Annotated in this window: 30 protein-coding genes; all 30 read left to right on the forward strand. The window is 37.1% G+C overall.

Annotation, left to right across the window (positions count from 1 at the left end):
* Nucleotides 1-160 precede the first annotated feature (160 nt).
* Nucleotides 161-682, forward strand: a complete 522-nt coding sequence (locus K9N40_05265; protein MCF7813863.1) for a hypothetical protein — start codon at nt 161-163, stop codon at nt 680-682.
* Complete coding sequence (locus tag K9N40_05270) at nt 675-1,232, forward strand: DJ-1/PfpI family protein (GenBank protein ID MCF7813864.1); 558 nt, start codon at nt 675-677, stop codon at nt 1,230-1,232. Before K9N40_05265 ends, K9N40_05270 begins: the two co-directional genes overlap by 8 nt.
* Before the next feature lie 95 nt (nt 1,233-1,327).
* Complete coding sequence (rpmE, locus tag K9N40_05275; protein ID MCF7813865.1) at nt 1,328-1,537, forward strand: 50S ribosomal protein L31; 210 nt, start codon at nt 1,328-1,330, stop codon at nt 1,535-1,537.
* Between the two features lie 210 nt (nt 1,538-1,747).
* On the forward strand, nt 1,748-2,734 hold the full coding sequence (locus K9N40_05280; GenBank protein MCF7813866.1) for a DUF1385 domain-containing protein: 987 nt from the start codon (nt 1,748-1,750) through the stop codon (nt 2,732-2,734).
* The gene (gene prfA, locus K9N40_05285; protein MCF7813867.1) at nt 2,731-3,798 is read left to right on the forward strand and encodes a peptide chain release factor 1; all 1,068 of its coding nucleotides are present in this window, start codon (nt 2,731-2,733) and stop codon (nt 3,796-3,798) included. Before K9N40_05280 ends, prfA begins: the two co-directional genes overlap by 4 nt.
* Nucleotides 3,799-3,903: 105 nt before the next feature.
* Entirely contained in the window at nt 3,904-5,175 is a 1,272-nt protein-coding gene (locus tag K9N40_05290) for a hemolysin family protein (GenBank protein ID MCF7813868.1), read from the forward strand.
* Nucleotides 5,156-6,370 (forward strand): guanine deaminase, encoded by a 1,215-nt coding sequence (locus K9N40_05295; GenBank protein ID MCF7813869.1) that lies wholly within the window; start codon nt 5,156-5,158, stop codon nt 6,368-6,370. Before K9N40_05290 ends, K9N40_05295 begins: the two co-directional genes overlap by 20 nt.
* A 371-nt stretch (nt 6,371-6,741) precedes the next feature.
* Complete coding sequence (locus K9N40_05300; protein MCF7813870.1) at nt 6,742-7,203, forward strand: PTS sugar transporter subunit IIA; 462 nt, start codon at nt 6,742-6,744, stop codon at nt 7,201-7,203.
* Nucleotides 7,204-7,230: 27 nt separating this feature from the next.
* Nucleotides 7,231-8,436: a cation:proton antiporter gene (locus K9N40_05305; GenBank protein MCF7813871.1), complete on the forward strand. Its 1,206-nt coding sequence runs from the start codon at nt 7,231-7,233 to the stop codon at nt 8,434-8,436.
* 3 nt (nt 8,437-8,439) lie between these two features.
* A complete protein-coding gene (locus tag K9N40_05310; protein ID MCF7813872.1) occupies nt 8,440-8,757 on the forward strand; it encodes a hypothetical protein in 318 nt (105 codons plus the stop codon).
* Nucleotides 8,758-8,779: 22 nt separating this feature from the next.
* On the forward strand, nt 8,780-10,444 hold the full coding sequence (ftcD, locus tag K9N40_05315) for a glutamate formimidoyltransferase (GenBank protein MCF7813873.1): 1,665 nt from the start codon (nt 8,780-8,782) through the stop codon (nt 10,442-10,444).
* 74 nt (nt 10,445-10,518) lie between these two features.
* Nucleotides 10,519-10,920, forward strand: a complete 402-nt coding sequence (locus K9N40_05320) for a nucleotidyltransferase substrate binding protein (GenBank protein ID MCF7813874.1) — start codon at nt 10,519-10,521, stop codon at nt 10,918-10,920.
* Nucleotides 10,917-11,237 (forward strand): nucleotidyltransferase domain-containing protein, encoded by a 321-nt coding sequence (locus K9N40_05325; protein ID MCF7813875.1) that lies wholly within the window; start codon nt 10,917-10,919, stop codon nt 11,235-11,237. Before K9N40_05320 ends, K9N40_05325 begins: the two co-directional genes overlap by 4 nt.
* 3 nt (nt 11,238-11,240) lie before the next feature.
* Nucleotides 11,241-11,678 carry a DUF2721 domain-containing protein gene (locus tag K9N40_05330; GenBank protein MCF7813876.1) on the forward strand — a complete coding sequence of 146 codons (438 nt, stop codon included), beginning with the start codon at nt 11,241-11,243 and terminating at the stop codon, nt 11,676-11,678.
* The gene (locus K9N40_05335; GenBank protein ID MCF7813877.1) at nt 11,675-12,610 is read left to right on the forward strand and encodes a radical SAM protein; all 936 of its coding nucleotides are present in this window, start codon (nt 11,675-11,677) and stop codon (nt 12,608-12,610) included. Before K9N40_05330 ends, K9N40_05335 begins: the two co-directional genes overlap by 4 nt.
* A complete protein-coding gene (locus tag K9N40_05340; GenBank protein MCF7813878.1) occupies nt 12,600-13,139 on the forward strand; it encodes a hypothetical protein in 540 nt (179 codons plus the stop codon). The genes K9N40_05335 and K9N40_05340 overlap by 11 nt, the downstream gene beginning before the upstream one ends.
* A 185-nt stretch (nt 13,140-13,324) precedes the next feature.
* Entirely contained in the window at nt 13,325-14,425 is a 1,101-nt protein-coding gene (locus tag K9N40_05345) for a metallophosphoesterase (GenBank protein ID MCF7813879.1), read from the forward strand.
* Nucleotides 14,426-14,456: 31 nt separating this feature from the next.
* Nucleotides 14,457-14,900, forward strand: a complete 444-nt coding sequence (locus tag K9N40_05350) for a universal stress protein (GenBank protein ID MCF7813880.1) — start codon at nt 14,457-14,459, stop codon at nt 14,898-14,900.
* Complete coding sequence (locus K9N40_05355) at nt 14,901-15,293, forward strand: hypothetical protein (GenBank protein MCF7813881.1); 393 nt, start codon at nt 14,901-14,903, stop codon at nt 15,291-15,293.
* A gap of 326 nt (nt 15,294-15,619) precedes the next feature.
* On the forward strand, nt 15,620-16,075 hold the full coding sequence (locus K9N40_05360; GenBank protein MCF7813882.1) for a DUF134 domain-containing protein: 456 nt from the start codon (nt 15,620-15,622) through the stop codon (nt 16,073-16,075).
* Nucleotides 16,076-16,078: 3 nt separating this feature from the next.
* Nucleotides 16,079-16,261 (forward strand): DUF5320 domain-containing protein, encoded by a 183-nt coding sequence (locus K9N40_05365; GenBank protein MCF7813883.1) that lies wholly within the window; start codon nt 16,079-16,081, stop codon nt 16,259-16,261.
* Nucleotides 16,262-16,282: 21 nt separating this feature from the next.
* A complete protein-coding gene (locus K9N40_05370; GenBank protein MCF7813884.1) occupies nt 16,283-16,591 on the forward strand; it encodes a DUF5320 domain-containing protein in 309 nt (102 codons plus the stop codon).
* A 142-nt stretch (nt 16,592-16,733) separates the two neighbouring features.
* The gene (locus K9N40_05375; protein ID MCF7813885.1) at nt 16,734-17,018 is read left to right on the forward strand and encodes a hypothetical protein; all 285 of its coding nucleotides are present in this window, start codon (nt 16,734-16,736) and stop codon (nt 17,016-17,018) included.
* Complete coding sequence (locus K9N40_05380; GenBank protein ID MCF7813886.1) at nt 17,015-17,353, forward strand: NifB/NifX family molybdenum-iron cluster-binding protein; 339 nt, start codon at nt 17,015-17,017, stop codon at nt 17,351-17,353. The genes K9N40_05375 and K9N40_05380 overlap by 4 nt, the downstream gene beginning before the upstream one ends.
* A 78-nt stretch (nt 17,354-17,431) precedes the next feature.
* Nucleotides 17,432-18,298, forward strand: a complete 867-nt coding sequence (locus K9N40_05385) for an ATP-binding protein (GenBank protein MCF7813887.1) — start codon at nt 17,432-17,434, stop codon at nt 18,296-18,298.
* On the forward strand, nt 18,295-19,197 hold the full coding sequence (locus K9N40_05390; GenBank protein MCF7813888.1) for an ATP-binding protein: 903 nt from the start codon (nt 18,295-18,297) through the stop codon (nt 19,195-19,197). The genes K9N40_05385 and K9N40_05390 overlap by 4 nt, the downstream gene beginning before the upstream one ends.
* 282 nt (nt 19,198-19,479) lie before the next feature.
* Nucleotides 19,480-19,818 (forward strand): dinitrogenase iron-molybdenum cofactor biosynthesis protein, encoded by a 339-nt coding sequence (locus K9N40_05395; protein MCF7813889.1) that lies wholly within the window; start codon nt 19,480-19,482, stop codon nt 19,816-19,818.
* Between the two features lie 7 nt (nt 19,819-19,825).
* Nucleotides 19,826-20,464 (forward strand): MBL fold metallo-hydrolase, encoded by a 639-nt coding sequence (locus K9N40_05400; protein ID MCF7813890.1) that lies wholly within the window; start codon nt 19,826-19,828, stop codon nt 20,462-20,464.
* Nucleotides 20,461-20,661: a uracil-DNA glycosylase gene (locus K9N40_05405; protein ID MCF7813891.1), complete on the forward strand. Its 201-nt coding sequence runs from the start codon at nt 20,461-20,463 to the stop codon at nt 20,659-20,661. The genes K9N40_05400 and K9N40_05405 overlap by 4 nt, the downstream gene beginning before the upstream one ends.
* 24 nt (nt 20,662-20,685) lie before the next feature.
* The gene (locus K9N40_05410) at nt 20,686-21,618 is read left to right on the forward strand and encodes a radical SAM protein (protein ID MCF7813892.1); all 933 of its coding nucleotides are present in this window, start codon (nt 20,686-20,688) and stop codon (nt 21,616-21,618) included.
* Nucleotides 21,619-21,623: the final 5 nt, after the last annotated feature.

A 21,623-nucleotide genomic window follows, 5' to 3' on the forward strand; every position in this document is an offset into this window, starting at 1 on the left:
CAATAATTTTCATGGGATTATCTCTCTCAGGAATTGGCCTGGACTCTAATTTTTTGGGGGAGATTTTCCCAGCATGATTTATTTGTATAGAAAATAATAAGTTAGAGTAAAAAAAAGAAGGTTTTGTGTTACAGAACCAGCAAGTACGAAAGGAGGAAACATGACAAAAAAAGATAAAAGCAGAATCTTTTCCGGGATCGTTTTGATACTTCTGGGAATTTCGCTTTCTGGAGTGAATATTTTTAATGGATTTGGTGAAAACAGTATCTTGCTGTTGATTGGTGGATTATTCATCGCCTGGTATTTTTACAGTAATGCTTATGGACTTCTCATTCCCGGCTGCATTCTGGCTGGAATGGGATTAGCATCTTTTGACGGGCATCATTTCTGGAATTCACCTCATAACACCCAATTGGGTTTAGGTCTTGGTTTTATAGCAATTTACATCATCGATAGAGTGCACACAGGAAGAAGTCACTGGTGGCCCTTGATACCAGGTGGAATTATCACGCTTTCCGCTCTCAGTCATGGAGCTTTTGGCATTAGAATTGAAATGGCTTTATTTTGGCCTGTTGTCCTTATTCTTATCGGAATCTGGATCATTGGAAAATCTACAGGTCTGATACATAAGAAGAAAGAAAATGAAGAAATTCGTCCATTGAATAAAGATGAAAATAAATAAAAAAGTCTTAATACCAATCGCCAACGGAACAGAAGAACTGGAAGCTGTTGCTATTATCGATACACTTCGTCGCAGCGGAGCAGAAGTGGTTGTAGCTTCCATACAAGAGAAAATAATCACCGGAAGCTGTAAAACCAAAATAATTGCAGATAAATTGATCTCAGAATGTAAAGAAGAAGACTGGGATTTGATAGTATTGCCAGGTGGATTGCCCGGTTCAGAATACCTGCGAGATTCAAAGGAACTTACAACTCTTCTGAAGAAACAGGCTGCATCAGGAAAATTGTATGCTGCCATTTGTGCGGCTCCGGTTATTGTTCTACAACATCATGGACTGCTGGAAGGTAAAAAAGCGACCGTAAATCCAGCCTTGGCTGACAAAATGAAGAACAAAGCACATCTGAAAGAAAGAGTAGTTGTGGACGACAATTGCATTACCAGTCAGTCTCGTGGAACAGCTTTAGAATTTGCTGTAAAACTGATCGAACTTTTAATCGATAAAGATAAAGCAGATGAGATTGCTGAAAAAATGTTACTTCTCCAAAGCTGAAAAGGATTTACTGACAAATCAGTTGACAGCATAACTACCCGAAAAAAAATGCATTTTTGAAATTTTAATTAATATATATTTGTAGGAGATAGATGATGAAAAAAGGAATTCACCCTAAGTATGAAAAGGTTACAGTAACCTGTTCCTGTGGCAATACTTTTGAAACAAAATCGACAAGCAAGAATATTGAGAAGGTTGAAATTTGTTCTCAATGCCATCCTTTCTATACTGGTAAGCAGCGTAAACTTGCCAAAGAAGGACGTATAGAAAAATTTAACCAAAAATATAGTAAAGTTAACAAATAGCTAAAGAAGATTTTTTCGCACCACAATTGTATTTATTCTATGATTGTGGTGCGTTTTTATATAATATAAAATGAAAAATATAATTCGTCTTCCTGACGGTTCTCTTGGCTTTATTTGGAAAGGATCTCGTGAAAGTTCTTTCAGCTTTACATCGGATTTTGTAACTGAGATTCTTCAGAATGACGAAATTAAATAAAAATGGTAAATTTAATGAAAAATAAACAAAACTCTGAACAAAAAAAAGAAATCCAGGTTGGTGGTCAGGCAGTTATCGAAGGTGTGATGATGCGTGGGCCAAAATATCTGGCAACGGCTGTGCGCCGTAAAGACAAAAGTATCGAGATCAAAAAGCAGAAATTTGATTCTAAAACCAAGCAGAACAAGTTTTTTGGTTTGCCTATTATTCGAGGTTTTGTATCACTGGTAGAAATGATGATCATCGGTATTGGAACTCTTAGTTTTTCTGCTTCAAGAGCAGAATTGGACTGGGAAGATAAAGACAAAGAAAAGAAAAAGAAAAAATCTGAATCACGAGAAAAAACCGAAGAAATTTTCAGTTATATATTCGCTTTTGGTTTAGCATTTTTACTTTTTGCCTTCCTGCCCTACCGCATTGCCGAATGGCTGAATCTGGGTAAACAGAATATCTATTTCAATCTATTTGCTGGAGCAATCCGTATAATATTTTTTGTTCTCTACGTTTGGTTAATCAGCCTTATGAAAGATGTGAAGCGCATTTTTGAATATCATGGAGCCGAACATAAATCTGTATTTGCCTACGAAAGTGATACCGATCTTTCATTGGAAAGTATTCAAAAATTTGGAACTCAACATCCCCGCTGCGGAACCAGTTTCATGTTTTTTGTTTTACTTATTTCTATTTTAGTATTTTCCATCGTGGATACTCTGGTTGCCTATTTTTGGAAGACTCCAACTTACATTGTCAGATTAGCTTATCATATTTTAATGATCCCTTTCATTTCAGGAATTTCTTACGAAGTACTGAAACTTTCCGGTAAGAATATCAAGCATCCTCTGGTAAAATTGATGACAGCACCCGGACTTGCTTTGCAGAAAATCACTACCCAGCCACCCGATAACGAGCAGGTGGAAGTAGCTGTGATCGCTATGAAATGTGCTTTGGAAATGGATATTTCCGAATATGAAAATGTTACTTTTATCGAGGAAAATAAATGATCCCGGAAGAAAGAATAAAAGAAATTAAAGCTGAATATGAAGAATTGAAAGTGGATATCATGGATCCCGGTAAAATGTCGGATCGCAGATATTACAGCAAGATTTCCAGGCAATTCAAATATCTGGAAGAAATTCTTCAATGCTATAAAGTTGTAAAGGAGCTGGATAAATCACTTACCGAAACCAAGGAAATGATCCAAAATGAATCCGATCCTGAAATGAAGGAACTGGCCCGTGAAGAAGTAGAAAATCTGGAAGCGAAATTCAACAAGAAATTTGAAGAATTGAAAGATCTTTTAGCACCTCGCGATCCTAACGACGACAAAGATGCGATCGTGGAAATTCGTGCTGGATCTGGTGGTGATGAAGCTGCAATATTTGTAGCAGATCTCTACCGGATGTATTGCTACTACGCCGATAAACAAGGTTGGAAGAAAACTATTATTTCTTCAAATCCAATCGGAGTGGGCGGCTACAAAGAAATTATTTTCTCACTTTCCGGTAACAACGTTTATGGAACAATGCGCTTTGAAAGCGGTGTTCATCGAGTTCAGCGAGTTCCGGTAACGGAATCTCAAGGCCGAGTTCACACTTCTGCCATCAGCGTGGCAGTGCTGCCCGAAGCCGATGATGTGGAAATTGAAATAGATCCTAACGATTTAAAAATTGATGTTTACCGTTCCAGTGGTCATGGTGGACAAAGTGTGAATACGACCGATTCCGCCGTGCGAATCACTCACCTTCCTACAGGATTGGTCGTAACCTGCCAGGATGAGAAATCTCAACTGAAAAATAAAGCTAAAGCTATGAACGTTTTACGTTCCCGACTTCTGGATATGGAAATCTCCAAGCAGGAAGCTGAAATTTCGGCTGCCAGGAAATCTCAGGTTGGTACAGGAGACCGCAGTGCGAAGATAAGAACCTACAATTTTCCACAATCTCGCGTTACCGATCACAGAATAAATTTGACATCTTACAAACTAAATAACATATTGCTCGGAGATCTGGATGAGTTTATCGAAGCTCTTAAGATCGCCTATAAAAATGAGATGATGAATGGCTAAAGAAAGTGGATGAATTAAAAGAACCCGAACCTTCGGAACATTCGTTCTCACAAGGTTCATCAAAAAGCAAATTTATATTTACAACCTTTAACAGGCTATAGTTTTATGTGGATAGTATCTGTTGTTATTGTGTTGATTTTTTTCTATCTTTCTGCCTTTTTCTCGGGCATCGAAACTGGATTGATCTCAGTCGATAGACTGAAAATGGAACAAGCAGCAAAAAATGATAAGAAGAAAAAACAGATCCTGGAATTTTTAAGCAATCCCGATCATTTGTTCGGCACTACACTTTTTGGCAACAATATTTCCGTAGTCATTGTAACATCCGTTTCAATATATCTGATCGATGTAATGAAACAGAAACAAATTTTCAATATTTCAGAACATGTAGCCACACTTATTATTGCAGGTCTGATTCTGGTGATAGCAGAAATAATTCCCAAAGCACTTTATCGTGATCGTCCCAATCAGTTAGTTACAAAAGGTTTTTCTGCACTCAAAATTTTCAGTGTTATTTTCAGTCCTTTTGTGAAATTTGTATCTCTGTTCAATACAATATTGGCCAAACTCTTCAAATTACCCGAAAATGAAGGATATCATCTTTTTACAAGAGAAGATCTTTCTTATATGCTTTCGGAAGCCAAAGATGATGGTGCTCTGCACGAAGATCAACGTGAGATGCTGGAAGAAGCTTTGGAATTTACAGAATTGGATGCTGAAAACGTAATGGTTCACAGAACTGAAATTGTTGCCTTTGAGAAGAACACACCAATTCCAGAAGTCATCAAAATCGCTCATGAAAATGGTTATACACGTTTTCCTGTTTATGAAGAGGATCTCGATACTATCATCGGAATTTTAATCATCTATGATCTGATCAAAACCGACATCAAAGACAGCGCTGTTGCCGGCGATTTTGTAAGAGAGGCATATTTTGCACCCGAAACAACTGACGTCGATCATCTGCTCACAGAAATGCAAACCAATAAAAAAAGTATGGCGATCATTGTGGATTCATTTGGTGGAACAGCTGGTTTGGTTACAATTGAAGATATTTTAGAAGAAATCGTTGGTGAGATAGAAGATGAGTATGATAATTCTGAATCTGGTGTGGAAAAGATCGATGATAGTACTTATCAAATGCCGGGATTCATGGAGATCGACTTTCTGAACAACGAGTATGAGTTTGGATTACCGGAAGGTGATTATGAAACCATTGCCGGCCTTATTATTGATACACAGGAAAAAATCCCCCGTCAGGGAACAAAATTCAAGGTTGGATTCTGGGAAATCAATGCTTTGCAGGTAACCGATAAAAAGATCGTACGAGTCCAGTTGAAGAACACTCGAAATCCAAATGCGAAAAATAAAAACTAATCTGCTGAATCCTGTTTCAGCAGAAAATGTAGAATTTAAAAAGAACATCTTTCTAACTTTAGAAAACGGAAAGATCACTTCCATCGAAGCTGAATTTGACGGTGAATTTGAAGACAAAACCGATCTTATCTGCTGTCCGGGATTTATCGATACTCATGTTCATCTATCTCAATTTTATATTCGTGGATCGCACAGTCCAAACCTGCTGCATTGGCTAAATACCTACACTTTTCAGGAAGAAAAACGTTCCCGAAATGAAGATTACGCCAGAAAAGTTGCAGAAGATTTTTTTGTCGATCTGGTAAGCAAAGGAACTACAACTTCAGTAATTTATACAGCTCCTTTTAAACCAGCTTGTGACATTGCTTTTCAAGTAGCAGAAGAAAAGAAAATTCGTGCCATCATCGGCATGACAATGATGGACATGGAATCACCCGAATATCTGCAGCAGAAACCACTTTTAGCTTTTGATGACAGCGTCGATCTATTTCATAAATGGAATAAAAAATCAGACCTTTTGGAATATATTTTTACACCACGTTTTGCACTGACCTGTTCTTCTGAATTAATGCAGATAACAGGAGATTTTGCCAGGAATGAAAATGCTTTCATTCAGACCCATCTTTCCGAAAATAAAGAAGAAATAAAACGTGCTCTGGAACTTTTTCCAAAATATAAAAGCTACACCGAAATTTATGCCGAAACTGGAATTTTGAGCCCGAAAACAATTTTGGGACACGTAATTCATGTTGATGAAAATGAGCTGCAACTTCTGAAAGAAACAAATTCCAAAATTGCGCATTGTCCCGATTCCAACTTCTTTTTAAAAAGCGGCATGTTTTCGTGGCAAAAGATCAAAGAATCAGAAATTGATTTTGCCCTTGCTTCCGATGTTGGTGGTGGTTCTTCTCTCAACATGCTGAATGTAATGAAAATGGCAGCATTCCGCCAAAATGATCTGGTGGTTTCTCCGCAGGAATTGTTTTATCGCGGAACTCTGGGAGCTGCCAAAATTCTGGGAAAAGAAGAGATCATCGGTTCTATCCAACCTGAAAAAGATGCTGATCTGGTTTTCCTGAAACTGTCTGATTTCCAAAAATATAACGAAACCGAACTGCTGTCCAAATTGATCTACACGCACGAAGATGTGGAAGTTGTGGAAACACTGGTGCAAGGAAAACAAGTATTTAAATAAACTTCCGAATGTGCAAAGCTCTTCGGAATGTTTCTCCCACAAAAAACAATCGGATGATCTCAACTTCCAAATGTGCAAAGCTCTTCGGAATGTTGTCTCCCACTAAAAAAACAATCGGATGATCTGAACTTCCAAATGTGCAAAGCTCTTCGGAATGTTGTCTCCCACTAAAAAAACAATCGGATGATCTGAACTTCCAAATGTGCAAAGCTCTTCGGAATGTTGTCTCCCACTAAAAAAACAATCGGATGATCTGCGAACAATCCGATGTTTTTCTATAAAATATTTGACTTTAAAACTGCCTGTTTTAACCAGTCTCATTTAGTTAATGAATAATAATTTATAGTTATTTGAATATTGGGAGTGAAGATATGGAAAAGATTCTAAAAGTTTCCGATATGATTAATGAAAATTTCATCCTAGACATAGAAGGCGACACCAAAAAAGAAGCTTTGAACGAACTGCTGGATGTAATCTGTGAAAGTCCATTGATAACAGAACCAAAAATATTTAGAAAAGCTATCTTCAAGCGGGAAAAGCTGATGAGTACAGGAATCGGCTATGAGATCGCTATTCCTCACGCCAGGCACAAATCCATCAAAGATTTTGTGATAGCTCTGGGTAGAAAAAAGGAAGGCTTAGAATATGCATCTATCGATGATAAACCTGTTAAGCTTATTTTCATGATCGGAGCATCTGATAAGCAGGATAAAGATTACATCAGATTGATTTCCAGATTAGTTCTACGCTTAAAAAATAAAGAATTCGTGAATAATCTTTTAAAAGCCAAAGATGCAGCAGAAATGTATAAGATAATTCATGAGCAGAAATAAAGCAAAACTCAAGCAAGGTTCAATGAAATGAACAGTACATTTTTCCTGATTTTTATGGGCGGCTCTATCTTGCTGGCACTACTTTTAGCAAAAGGTACAAGCCTGGTAAAATCTCCATTTGTTGTCGGCTATATTATTGCTGGTGCAATAATTGGCCCTGCTGTTCTAAGTCTGATAAATTACCAGCAGATCGAATCGATGAATGTGATAAATACTATCACACTTTCTTTTCTGGGTTTTGGTATTGGTGGTGAATTAAAATTTAAAGAGCTCAAGAAACTGGGAAAATCCATTTTTGCTATTGTGTTTTTCGAAGCTACTGCAGCCTTCCTGGTAGTGGGAATAGCAACAACTTTGATCTTACACAATATTGGTTTAGGCTTGATCTACGGCGCTTTAGCATCGGCAACAGCTCCGGCTGGAACGGTAGATGTTATACGGCAGTACAAAGCCAAAGGCAATTTAACAACGACACTTTTTGCTGTGATGGGATTGGACGATATTTATGCACTTATCATTTTCACAATCTCAATTCCTATCGCAATAATTCTGTTAGGTGGTGGAAAAGCACATCCATCTGTTTTACATTCTCTGGGCCATTCTGGAATCGAGATCGCAATGGAAATTGGCATTGGTGTCATTGTTGGTTTTATTCTCATCTTCATTGCAAAACGCATCCACGACAGAGTTATGCTCTTACTTTTCACTTTAGGAATTATTCTTTTAAACTGCGGTATTTCTCAAATGCTGGAAATCTCTCCAATCCTACTGAACATGGCGGTGGGAATCGTGGTTGTAAATAATAACGCTGTAGTTGCACGCAGAATTTTTGCAGCAATTGGCGACTGGTCTCCACCGATTTACGTGTGGTTTTTTGTGTTAGTGGGAACCAGATTAGATATTCATTTGATTTCAAAATATTCGATTTTAATATTAATTTACATTTTTGCACGATCATCAGGTAAATGGGGTGGTGCTTTTGCAGGAGCAAAATTGTCAAAAGCTCCTTCTAAAACAATAAAATATTTGGGACTTACTTTGCTGTCTCAAGCCGGAGTTGCGATAGGTTTAGCTTTGGCTGCATCAACTGCTTTGGAAAAATTGGGAATGATAACCGAAGCAAAACAAGTGATGGGCGTGATGACTGCAACTACATTTCTGATCATGCTGATCGGTCCGATTCTGGCAAAAATAGCTCTGGTGAAAGCCGGAGAAACACATGCCGAGGAGTAAATGATGTATGCAATAATTCAAATAAACAAAGAAAAATATTTCGATGATGTTTTGATGGCTCTTACCGAAGCTGGAGTAGAAGATCCTGTTGTTTTTTCGGGAGAAGCTCTGGGTCATAAACTGGTTTTTGATATGCCGGTTTTTGCCGGATTTAGAAGTTCCATGAAACCTGGTGAAAGCTATGCTAAAATAATAATGGCAGCTACAGAAGAAGATAAAATCGATTTTATGCTGGAAGAACTGAAGAACTCGGGAGTAAATTTCATCGAAGATGAGATCGGCAAAATCGTTTTGATTCCAACCCACAAAATATATAAATAAAAAATATAAATTCGGAGGAGAAATGCGAATCGTAGAATGTGTACCAAATTTTAGCGAAGGTAGAGATCTTAAGGTTATCGATCAAATATCTGAAGTTATAAAAGCCGTAGATGGAGCCACGCTTTTAGACGTTGATCCCGGTGCAGACACGAACAGAACTGTGGTTACGATTGTGGGAGAACCGGAACCGGTAATGGAAGCGGCTTTCCAGGCTATCAAAAAAGCTTCACAGCTTATCGACATGACAAAACACAGTGGAGCTCATCCCAGAATGGGAGCAACTGATGTATGTCCATTCGTTCCAGTAAGCGGCGTTACAATGGATGATTGCGTGGAATTTGCCAAAAAAGTAGGAAAGCGCGTTGGCGATGAACTGGGAATTCCAATTTATCTCTATGAATATGCTGCCAGCAAACCGGAATGGAAAAACCTGGCAAATGTACGAAAAGGTGAATATGAAGGTTTGAAAGATCGGGAAGGAAAAGCAGAATGGAAACCTGATTTCGGACCACATAAGTTCAACCCAAAAGCTGGTGCCACAGCAGTTTCTGCTCGTGAATTCCTGATAGCTTATAATATAAACTTGAATACTCGCGACAAGAAAAAGGCTCACGATCTGGCTCTTACAATTCGAGAACGTGGACGCTGGGCTCGTGATGAAAAAAGAAAAATAATCCGCGATGAAAACGGCAAAAAAGTGCGTCAACCAGGCTTATTCAAATTTTGTAAAGCTGTCGGCTGGTACATCGATGAATATAATCGTGCTCAAATCAGTATTAACCTGACAAATTACAAAGTAACTCCTCCACACTTAGTTTTAGAAAAGGTTCGTGAATTAGCTGTAGAAAAAGGAATTCAAGTTACCGGAAGCGAACTTGTAGGTCTGCTTCCCAAAGAAGCAATTTTGATGGCAGGACGATATTATCTGGATAAACTGGCTGAAAGTTCCGGAATCCCAGAAAAGATGATCATCGAAACGGCAATTCAATCAATGGGATTGGATGATCTGAGTGAATTTGATATCAATGAAAAGGTTATCGAATATGCAATTGCTAAAAAAGATAATCTGGTAAATATGACTTTAGTTGATTTTGCAGATGAACTTTCTTCCGATTCTCCTGCACCTGGTGGTGGTAGCGTGGCTGCTCTTTGTTCATCGATGTCTGGAGCTCTTTCTGCCATGGTTTCCAATCTTACTTTTGGCAAAAAAGGATACAAAAAAGTTTGGGAAGAAGCCAAGGAATTGGCTGTTCTGGGTCAGAAGATAAAAGAGGATTCTATTTACGCCATCGATAAAGATACTCAAGCTTTTTATGAAATGATGGATGCTGCACGTCTTCCCAAGAAAACTGACGAAGATAAGAAAATTCGAGAAGAAGCAATGCAGGAAGCTACCAAGAATGCTATCCTGGTTCCGCTGGAAACTCTGGAAATCGCACTCCGCGCTGCTGAGCTTTCACAAAAAGTTGCAGCTATCGGAAATGCAAATGCACTTTCCGATGCCGGTGTAGCAGCTATCACAGCAAATGCAGCTGCAAAATCTGCTTATCTGAATGTGAAAATAAATATGGCTGGAATCGAAGATGAAAATTTCAAATTTGACATTCTGACCAAAGCCGATACTCTTTTGGAAAAAGTAAATAATATCGCATTAAAAGTGGAAAAAGAAGTACAGGGAAAAGTGTAGTAATTAAATATTGAAGATTTGATATTTTCTTTTGAAAGGTTTGTTTATTTTGCTCGAACAGGTTAAAAGGGGAAATAATGAACAATAAAGAAATTCGCTGGAAACAAAGATTCCAGAATTTTGAAAAAGCTTTTTTGCTTTTGCAGAAATATGTTAAAATTGTAAAGCCTAATGAAATAGAAAGAGCAGGAATTATCCAGTTTTTTGAAATGGCATTTGAACTATCCTGGAAGTTAATGAAAGACTATTTAGAATCAACAGGTTTTTTGTTACAAAGTCCAAGAGAATCTATCAAACAAGCTTTTCAAACTAACCTGATCGAAGATGGTCACATTTGGATAGATGCTTTAAATGACAGAAACCTAACAGCTCATACATACGATGAGAAATTGGCTTTGCAGATAATTGAAGTGATCAGGAAAAAATATTATCCTGAAATGAATAAATTTTATCTTCTAATGGATTCGAAAAAATGAAATTTGGCTTAACAGAAAAGGATATTCAATTAATTCAAAAGGCAGCTAAGAAATTTGAAAATATTGAAAAAATAATCATATTCGGTTCACGATCGATGGGTAACTATAAAAATGGTTCTGATATCGATTTAGCTCTTGTAGGTAAAAATATTTCAGATGAGATAATGAAACGTTTCACAGATTTAGTCCAAGAAGAATATCCTTTGCCGTATTTTTTTGATATTGTGAGCTATAACACAATAACGAATATTGATTTATTAAATCATATAAAATCAGAAGGAAAAATTTTATATACAAATATTAGAAAAACAGGATAAATTATGCAAAATATACAAAATCTCATTCAATTATTGCAAACAGCTATTTCTCCCATCGTATTAATTTCTGGTGTAGGTTTGCTGCTCTTATCGCTAACCAATAGAATGGGTAGAGTTATCGATCGTTCCCGATATCTGGTTCAGGAAATTGAAGCCGGAAAAGATGACCACAAAAAGCATGTACAGATCGGCATTTTATATCGTCGAAGCCATATTTTACGTGCTTCTATTACCTGCATTTCCATAACGATTCTGTTTGCCAGCATCATGATCCTGGAATTGTTCATCGGCTATTTTTCTCACCTGGATATTTCAAATTCTTTTATCGCATTTTTCGTTCTAGCAGTTATTACTCTTATTCTGGGAATTCTGCTTTTTCTGGTTGATATTGCAGTAACTTTGAAGGCACTAAAACTTCAGGTACAAGAATACATAAAATGAAATACAAACACCTTTTTGGACCGGTTCCTTCCCGACGTTTGGGAATGTCATTGGGAGTCGATCTGGTTCCACACAAAGTCTGTACTTTCAACTGCGTTTATTGCGAGGTAGGAAAAACAACAAATCATACGTTGGAACGCAAAGAATACGTTCCAATTGTAGAGGTTCTGGATGAGCTTAGCCACTATTTATCTCAAGAACCAGTTTTAGATTTTATCACATTTTCGGGAGCTGGAGAGCCCACTTTAAATAGTGGAATAGGAGAAGTGGCAGAATTCATAAAAGAGAATTACCCCAAATACAAACTGGCACTTCTTACAAATTCTTCTCTTCTAGGGCAGGAAGAAGTTAGAAATGAAGTAATAAATGTAGATTTGATTTTACCTTCTTTAGATGCTGTAAGCCAAGATGTGTTTGTAAAGATCAATCAGCCACAAGAAGGAATATTTAGCGAAAAAATAATTGAAAGCCTTATCAGATTTAATCAGGAATTCTCGGGAGAAATGTGGTTGGAAGTCTTCATTGTTCCAGCTGTTAATGATACAAAATCTGAGCTGAAGCTTATGAAAAAAGCAATTAAACAGATCAAGCCAGCCAAAATACAATTAAACACTTTAGATAGACCGGGAACTGAAAACTGGGTGCAACCCAAAACAGAAAAAGAATTAAAAAAAATACTCAAATTCTTTAAACCTCTTCCTGTAGAAATCATTGCAAAATTTCGTACTCACGGTCAATTCTTCAGCTTTAACGAAGATATCGAAAATCAAATTTTCGAAACAATCAGAAGGAGGCCTTGTACATCTGCAGATTTATCAGAAATGCTTGGTTTACCCGAAAGTGAAATTAACAAATATTTGAAAGAACTTCTTATTTTGAAAAAAATATTCACAGAATCTCGAGAACGGGGAGTTTTTTATCGTGCTCTCTGAGCAAATCTTAAAAACAGCAGAACAAGAATCAGATTTACATCCCAAAGCAACATTAATTGATTTTTACAAACTTTTTTTTCAAGCTGTTTTTGGTCCGGGACATTTTATCAAAAATGAGGAAGCAGCAAAAATATTTCTTCAGCAGGAGCTGGCTTCGGCAAAGAGTTTCGAAGATTATCTTTACCAAAAAATCACCTGTAAAAAAACATTTTATCGTGTTAATTTAAAAGTAGTAAAACAGAAACTCGTTTGCCAGAAAGATTTTTTGCAAGGCTTTCTACGCAGCAGTCGGTTCAAATCGGAAATCAGTTATCAAGATTGGGCTTCCGAATGGAAGCAAATTGAATCTTTCCTCAAAAAATCTTCCCTCAAAATAACCGATTTTGAGGAAGCCAGCCGCCAATTGGAAAGGAATTTTAAAAACAGAAAATATGTTATCTCCCACAGCCAGATTTATCGGGAATCCTATTTTCCACATTATCGACTTTTTACGGAAAAAGAATTTATCAAGTTCGGACTTGAAAAATGAAACAGCCACGTTTGAGACAAACACACAAACGGATGATTAATACATCAATTCCCTCGAACTCCCTTGACAGTGGGATATGTAAAAAAAAATGAAAGAAAAGAATAGCTTTTTGACAATTCTAAATCTAAGAAATTCTCCCCTGACAAGGGGAGATACGGCTTTAGCCGGAGAGGGGTTTTAATCATATGAAAAAAATAATCATTATATTTTTACTGTTCATCTTTATTGCTTTATCTTCACAGGAGATCCAGTTTGGGAAAATCGACTCAACAAAGCTTTCAGATGGACCTTATATTTCCTGGCAGAATGATGATATTTTTGTAGATTATATTTATCAGGGAAAAGCTTATCAAAAAACTTTTTCAAAACAGGAATTAGAGAAGCAAAATCTTGCAATTCCTGAATTGAATTTTGACCAGAAAATCAATTTTGAACATAAAACTCCCAAAGATAATTTCCAGAATATTCAGAAGTTTTTCGTGGTCAGTGATATTCACGGTCAGTTCAATAGATTTGTAGCAATTTTAAAAAACAATTCCATAATTGATAATGAAAACAACTGGATTTGGGAAAATGGCCATTTGATAATTCTTGGAGATATTTTCGATCGCGGAACGCAAGTTACAGAAAGTTTATGGCTAATTTACAAATTGGAAAATCAGGCAGAAAAAGCAGGTGGAAAAGTTCATGTTTCGTTGGGAAATCATGAGTTGATGATCTTCCAAAATGATCTTCGCTACATTCATGAAAAGTATATTTTTGTAACTGAAAAACTCAATAAATCTTATTCAGAGCTGTTTGTAGAAAATACTGTTTTGGGAAATTGGCTGCGTTCAAAACCAGTAATTATCAAGATCGATAATAATCTATTTTGTCATGCTGGGATCAGTCCCAAATTAGCAGAAGAATTCACTGATTTCAAAGCAATAAATACAGTTGTTGGAGAACAATTCTTAAACTCAAATTTTAAGGAAGATACTGAATTGGATAAGTTGATTTATCACAGTAATGGACCTTTCTGGTATCGCGGTTATTTCTATTCTTCCAAAAGATATGATCTTATCAAAGAATCAGAACTTGATGCTGTTCTTGCGAAATTTCAATCTCATAAGATAATAGTTGGACATTCAACTCAGGATTCAGTTCTTACGTTATGGAATGGAAAAGTTATTGCCGTAGATAGCGGTATAAAATACGGAGATAAAGGTGAAGGATTGCTCTGGCAAAATAATAAATTTTACCGTGCTTTTTCCAATGGAGAAAAGAAAGTTCTTGATTTCTATTAATGATTTTTATTAAATAGTTATGGAGGTATAAATGAAGAAGATTTTGGTCGCCATAGATTTTACTGAAGTTACAGATCGTGTTATCGATTTTGCCAGCAAATTTGCTTTGGAATTCAAAGCTAAGCTCTGTATATTGCATTCAGAATCTTTCGACTATTACATTCCCGTTAACGAATATGATGAATTCCCCCAGGTTTTGCAACTCAGAGAAAGTCGTTTGAAAGCCGTTAAGAAAAGGTTGAAAGATCTAAAAGCAAATTTGAAAAGTAATAGTTTGGATGTGAAAAGCGTTTTGATGGAAGGCCCTACAACTGACAATATACTTTCTGAAGCAGAAAAATTCAAAGCTGATCTCATTATTGTTGGTTCGCACAAACATGGAAAGTTTTATAACCTGCTCTTCGGCAGCACCCACGATGAACTAATTAAACATTCCAAATTTCCTGTACTTGTTATACCACCAGTAGATAAATAAATGCCTTCCGATAAATCGCAAACTCAAGATCCGTATTTATTGCGGTTAAGCAAAGACGAGAAACTGTACAAGATTTTTATCTTTCGTCCTAAAGCTGGTGCCGACATGAACTTCGAATATCGCATCCTGACTAAAGAAGCACAAGACGGCACTTTAGAAATGGTCAGTTACAATTTCAAGATCATTGATAATGTTCCACAAAAAACTTCCATCATGCGTTCAAAAAATATCCAGAAAGAACAAATCGATGATATTGTTTTCAGTGTAAAACTTCAAACCAATACTTCCGAAGAGGAATTCGAGGAGATTGACCTTTCGGTTTTTGATTCGATAGATGAACAGATCGCTTTCCTGGAGAAAAGAGATAAAATAAACAAAGAATATATAATGTAGCAATCTGTAGATAAATACATCTCTTTGGAGTGAGCCAATCATTTGTTTCGCTTTTTTTGGACTGCATCAATTCTTTGATGCAAAGCGACAAAGTCGCTTTAAAAGAGCAGAGCTGTAACCAGTTCTAACGGCAAATAATTGTCAGACTGGAGTTCAGATTGATTATTTTCCGAAACCTGCAGTTCATTTTTTTTTAAACGTTAATTGTTCTGAACTCCACTCTCACTTCATTATAGTGAAGTCCAGATTAAAACTACAAAAAATAATTTGACTTTTGCACATATGTGCATTACCTTGTCTTCATAATAAAAATAAAAGGATTGATTATGCCGAGACCAAAGAAGAAAAGACTGGTTCACCGACCACCACTTTATACTTCTTTCAAACCAATTGGAGTTCGTGTAAATGTTCTGGAACAAATTTCTTTAACATTGGACGAACTGGAAGCTATCAGATTAACTGATTTTGATGGTAAAGATCATGCTGAAGCTGCTGATGAGATGGAAATTTCACGATCTACTTTTACCCGACTTATCGAAAAAGCACGTAGAAAAGTAGCTCAATTTCTGATTGAAGGAAAACACCTTTTCATCGAAGGTGGAGATGTGCATTTTAAAGGAAACATATTACGGTGTCAGCATTGTGGCCATATGTTTAAAACAGATTTTGAAAATCCAATGATAGTTTGTCCATCCTGTGGTTCAAAAGACCTGATGGATCTGGCTGGTGGATTTGGTCATGGAAAATGTTGTCGCGGTTTTAATCGAGGTCATGGGAGGTAAATTATGCCAAGAGGCGATGGAACAGGACCAGAAGGAAAAGGTCCTCGCACAGGTAGAAGTTTGGGAAAAGCCAGCGGAAATAATATGGGCAGCGGAATTGGAAAACCCAGAAGAACTTCCGGTGGAAGAAATTCAAGTAGAAAAAATTCCGGTCAAGGTCTTGGTCGGGATAGAAACCGAAATTAATATTTTTTTTAGGAGGTAATTATGCCAAGAGGTGATAGAACGGGCCCAAATGGTATGGGACCAATGACAGGAAGAGTTTTAGGTTATTGCAATAATTTTGCCAGCCCAGGTTTTGGAAAAATGAGTCCCCGCGGAATGGGAAGAGGTTATTTTGGTCGTGGCGGTGGATTTGGTAGAGGATTCCGTCGTTTTCCCAATAGTGGTTGGAATTATGCAAACGTTCCAGACAGCAAAACCCAAAAAGCAATTTTAGAAGATGAGATCAAACTTCTCAGCGATCAACTGGAAGATATGAAAAAGCAGTTAACTGAGTTATCTCAAAATGAGTAATATTTTTCACAGGAGTTGATTATTCAGTTCCTGATTATCGGCAGGGGTTGATCTCTCCTCCCCTGCCAATTTAAATCTTCGGAATGTTCCGGCAACCGCTGGATCTTCCGAATGTTTTATACTCAAATCAAGGATTTAGTTAATGAAATCGAATAATAGAAATTATCGTTATAGAAATCGTAGAAATAAAACTTTTTCCGGAAGGAATTCAGTTGTCTCTACTCTAATAACTGCGTTTGCAAGTATCGTAACAAAAGATCTTCTAAGCGACAATAGCAAAATTAAAAGATTCCTGAAAAATACCTTCCAACCCCAAAAAATAGAAAAGCAAAAGAAAAAAGAAATTATAGATGGAAAATACTCTGTTTTGGATGAAATTTCTGAAACAGAAGAACAAAAAATAAAACATATTGGAGAAAAGAAATGAACAAGAAAATCGCTATTCCCACTACACGTGGCGAGTTAAGTGCACATTTTGGACATTGTGAGAAATTCGCAATTTATGATATCCACGACAACAAAATTATCAAAGAAGAATTCGTAACTCCTCCTCCTCACGAACCAGGATCGCATCCAGCTTTCTTAAGAGAATTAGGTTGTGATGCTATTATTGCAGGAGGAATGGGATCGCGTGCTCAATCGTTGTTTGCCCAAAATAATATTGAAGTTATCATTGGTTTACGTTCTGATAATTTAGAAGGACTCGTGGAAGAATATATCTCTGGCAATTTAGAATCTGGTGAAAATCTCTGCGATCACTAAAGGAACATCGATTTGCTCGGAAAATTTAAATATGATTTGTAATCAGTATTTTCTGTGTAAATCCGTGAGTAAATAAAAATGAAAATAGCCATTGCCAGCGGAAAAGGTGGAACCGGAAAGACTACACTTTCCACCAATCTTGCTCTATTTCTGTCGGAAAAACAAGCAGTGATCCTGACCGACCTCGACGTAGAAGAACCGAATTCAGGATTGTTTATTAACGGCAAACTGATCCATCAGGAAGACAAATTCAAAATGATACCTTCCTGGAAAAAAGAAAATTGTACACTTTGTGGAAACTGTCAGAAAGTCTGTAATTTTAATGCTATAATAAAGCTGGGAAAACGAATTATGACCTTCCCGGAATTATGCCATAGCTGTTTTGCCTGCAGCGAACTTTGCCCGACAAAATCACTGCCCATGATCCCGCAGAAAATGGGAGAGTTAAAACACTTTTCGTTAGAAAATTTGGATTTTATCGAAAGTAAATTGGATATCGGACAGGAACAGGCAGTTCCATTAATTGCAAAGACATTAGATTATATCGATCAGAAATTTGGTAATAACATCATCAAACTTTTCGATGCACCTCCTGGAACTTCCTGCCCGGTAATAGAAGCGACAAAAGATGCGGATTTCATAATTTTAGTAACCGAACCAACTCCTTTCGGTTTGCACGATCTGAAATTGGCTGTAGATACAATGAAAGCTCTCAAAAAGAATTTTGCTGTAGTAATAAATCGTTTTGGCATTGGAAATAATGGTGTCATCGATTATTGCAAAAGTGAAGAAGTTAAAATTCTGGCAAAACTTCCCAACTATCGTCACATTGCAGAATTGTATTCTCGTGGTGAATCGATATATCAACACATTCCAATTTTCAAAACTGAATTACAGAAAATTGCTGATCACATAATTAAGCTGCAAACCGGAGTTGCAAAATGAAAGAAATAGTTGTTATCTCCGGAAAAGGCGGCACCGGCAAAACATCTATCACAGCATCTTTTGCAATATTGGGTGGCAAAAATATAGTGGTGGCAGATTGCGATGTGGATGCCGCCGATATGCACCTGTTGCTGCAACCTGATTGGAATTTCTCAGAAGATTTTTTCAGCGGAGTTGCAGCTGAGATCGATCAGGATAAATGCATAAAGTGTGGTAAATGCGCTGATGTTTGCCGATTCAATGCAATTCCAATCGTTGAAAAAAAATACGTTGTGAACGATCTTAATTGTGAAGGTTGTGGATTTTGCTTTCATGTTTGTCCTCGTGATGCTATTTCCATGATAGAACAGAATGTAGGAAAATGGTTCATCTCCAACACAAAAGCAGAAAATCACATGGTTCATGCAGCTTTAAAAATCGGAGCAGATAATTCCGGCAAATTAGTGGCAAAAGTAAAAAAGGAAGCCAAGCAGATAGCTGTTTCAGAAGAAAAGGCTTTCATCATCGTTGACGGTTCTCCAGGTATCGGTTGTCCTGTTGTTTCTTCTCTTTCCGGAGCAGATTATGCTATTCTGGTAACCGAACCTTCAGTTTCTGGTATTCATGACCTGAAAAGGGTTTACGAATTGGTTAAAAAATTTAAGATACCCGCTGCTTGCATAATCAATAAAGCTGATATTAATACCGATGTAACAGCTCAGATAAAAGCATTCCTGGATGAAGAGAATATTATACATCTGGTTGATCTGCCTTATGACGAAACATTTACCAAAGCAATGACGGCAGGTAAAACGATCATCGAATTTGGAGAAAGTGAGATGAAAAAGTTAGTGGAAAATAGTTGGAGAAAAATAAAAGAACTGCTTACAGATAAACAAAAAAGAAGCTCCCCTTCGTAAGGAGAGATCAGAGGGGTTTTTATGCCAAACAAATAAATGTAATTTGGAGCAAACCCCCTTCCAAGGGAGACAAAAATAAAAGAGTTGCTCACAGAAAAAAAAGCTCCCCTTCGTAAGGGGAGATACAGAGGGGTTTTTTATGCCAAACAAATAAATGTAATTTGGAGCAAACCCCCTTCCAAGGGAGACAAAAATAAAAGAGTTGCTCACAGATGAACACTAAAAGCACGAAAAATGGATCAGTGTAATTCCGTGAAAATCCGTGAGCTAATGGAGAAAACAATGAAAATAGCTTTTACGGCAAAAGGAACAGAGTGGGATTCACAAATGGATCCTCGTTTTGGAAGAACAGAATTCATCGTAATTTATGATGATGAAAAAGATGAAATGAAAAACGTTGATAATCGAGATATTGAAGGTGTGGCTCATGGTGCCGGTCCTCAAACAGCTCAAAAACTCTTCGATCTAAAACCTGATGTTTTGATCACAGGAAATGGCCCTGGTGGAAATGCAGGCAGAGTTCTTCAGCAAGCTAATATGAAAATTTTTATCGGTGCCGGAAACATGACGGTGAAAGAAGCGTATGAAGCTTTTAAAGATGGCAAGTTAAGTAACAATTAATCCATTTATGAAAATCACGATCGTTTACGACAACACAACAGAAATACCGGGTTTGCTGGCAGATTGGGGTTGGTCATGTTTGGTGGAAAAACAAGATAGGAAAATCTTGTTTGATACAGGTGGCAACGGAAAAATCCTGCTGGAAAACATGCTGGCTTTGAATATCGATCCTACCTCGATCGACGATGTCGTCATCTCGCATTCGGATTTCGATCATATCGGGGGATTATCCACTTTTCTGAATGCCAATCCAACCGCAGTTGTTCATATTCCGATTTCCTTTCGTGGTATTCATTATCCAAACCAAGTAAAATATTACAATTCTCCAACTGAAATTTATTCTGGATTTTTCCTGTCTGGAGAGCTGGACAAGCGTGAACAATCACTCGCTGTAAAAACTGAAAAAGGTTTGGTTTTGGTGGTTGGTTGCGGTCATCCAGGAGTTGGAAAGATTATGGAATCTTTTTCTCAATTTGGAGATATCTGTTCTATTGTAGGAGGTCTCCACGGTTTCAAGGAATTTGAACTTCTAACAAATATTGAGAAAATTTGCCCATCTCATTGTACAGTTCATAAAGCTAGAATAAAACAACTTCATCCTGAAAAATACCTGGAAGGTGGAGTTGGAGAAGTATTCTTGTTATGAGGGATACTCAATGTAAATGGTATCAGACTTGTCCGATGAAATACTTTATAGAACAGGGTAAACTGGATAAAAAATGGATGGAAAAATATTGCTGGGGAGACTGGCAAAACTGTATTCGTTTTCAATTGGAAGAAAAGGGTATTTTTCATTCTGACAACATGCTGCCAGACGGAATGATAAATAATAGTTTAATCTGACATTACTAAAAAAAGGATAAAAGAATGAAATATTTATTTGGTCCGGTTCCTTCCCGCAGATTGGGTATTTCGCTGGGAGTGGATTTGGTTCCGCATAAAGTATGCAGTCTGAATTGTGTATATTGCGAAGTGGGAAGAACAACCAATCTGACCATTGAAAGAAAAAAATATATTCCAATCAATGAAGTTATCGCAGAATTAAAGGAATATCTGAAACAAAAACCGGAGCTCGATTTTGTTACCTTTTCAGGTCAGGGAGAGCCAACTTTGAACAGTGGTTTAGGAAAAGTAATAGATTTCATCAAAGACCATTTTCCCCAATACAAAGTAGCCGTGATTACAAATGGAACTCTCTTCTGGAATGCCAAAGTTCGCGCTGAAGTAGCTCGTACCGATGTACTTCTACCTTCTCTCGATGCGGTTTCCCGAAAGATGTTTCTGAAAATTAACCGTCCAAGTAAATTTTTGGAGATCAAAAAAATCATTGCGGGGCTTGTTCGACTTAAACAAGAATATGAAGGCAAAATTAATCTGGAAATTTTCCTGATTCCTCACCTTAATGATACTGAAGAAGAATTGCTTCTATTGAAAGAAGCAGTTGATAAAATCAAGCCCGATCTGATTCAATTAAATACACTTGATCGACCGGGCACGGTAAGTTCTGTCAAAGCTGTTTCTCGCAAAAACCTTCTTAGAATCAAATCCTTTTTTGAACCCCTGCCCGTGGAAATCATCGCCAAACCGGAAACCAGAAAACGAATATCGAGTTTTAACCAAGACATCGAAGAAATGATTTTGGAAACTATCAAAAGAAGACCCTGTACCGATAAAGATCTGACAGAAATCTTGAATCTTCATCAGAATGAACTCAATAAATATCTTAGCGAATTGATCGACTCCGGGAAAATCATCTCCGAGCAATTGGATCGGGGATTGTTTTTCAAACTCAGGAATTGAAAGAA

The organism is Candidatus Cloacimonadota bacterium, assembly GCA_021734245.1.
In the GTDB taxonomy this organism is placed as follows: Bacteria; Cloacimonadota; Cloacimonadia; order Cloacimonadales; family TCS61; genus B137-G9.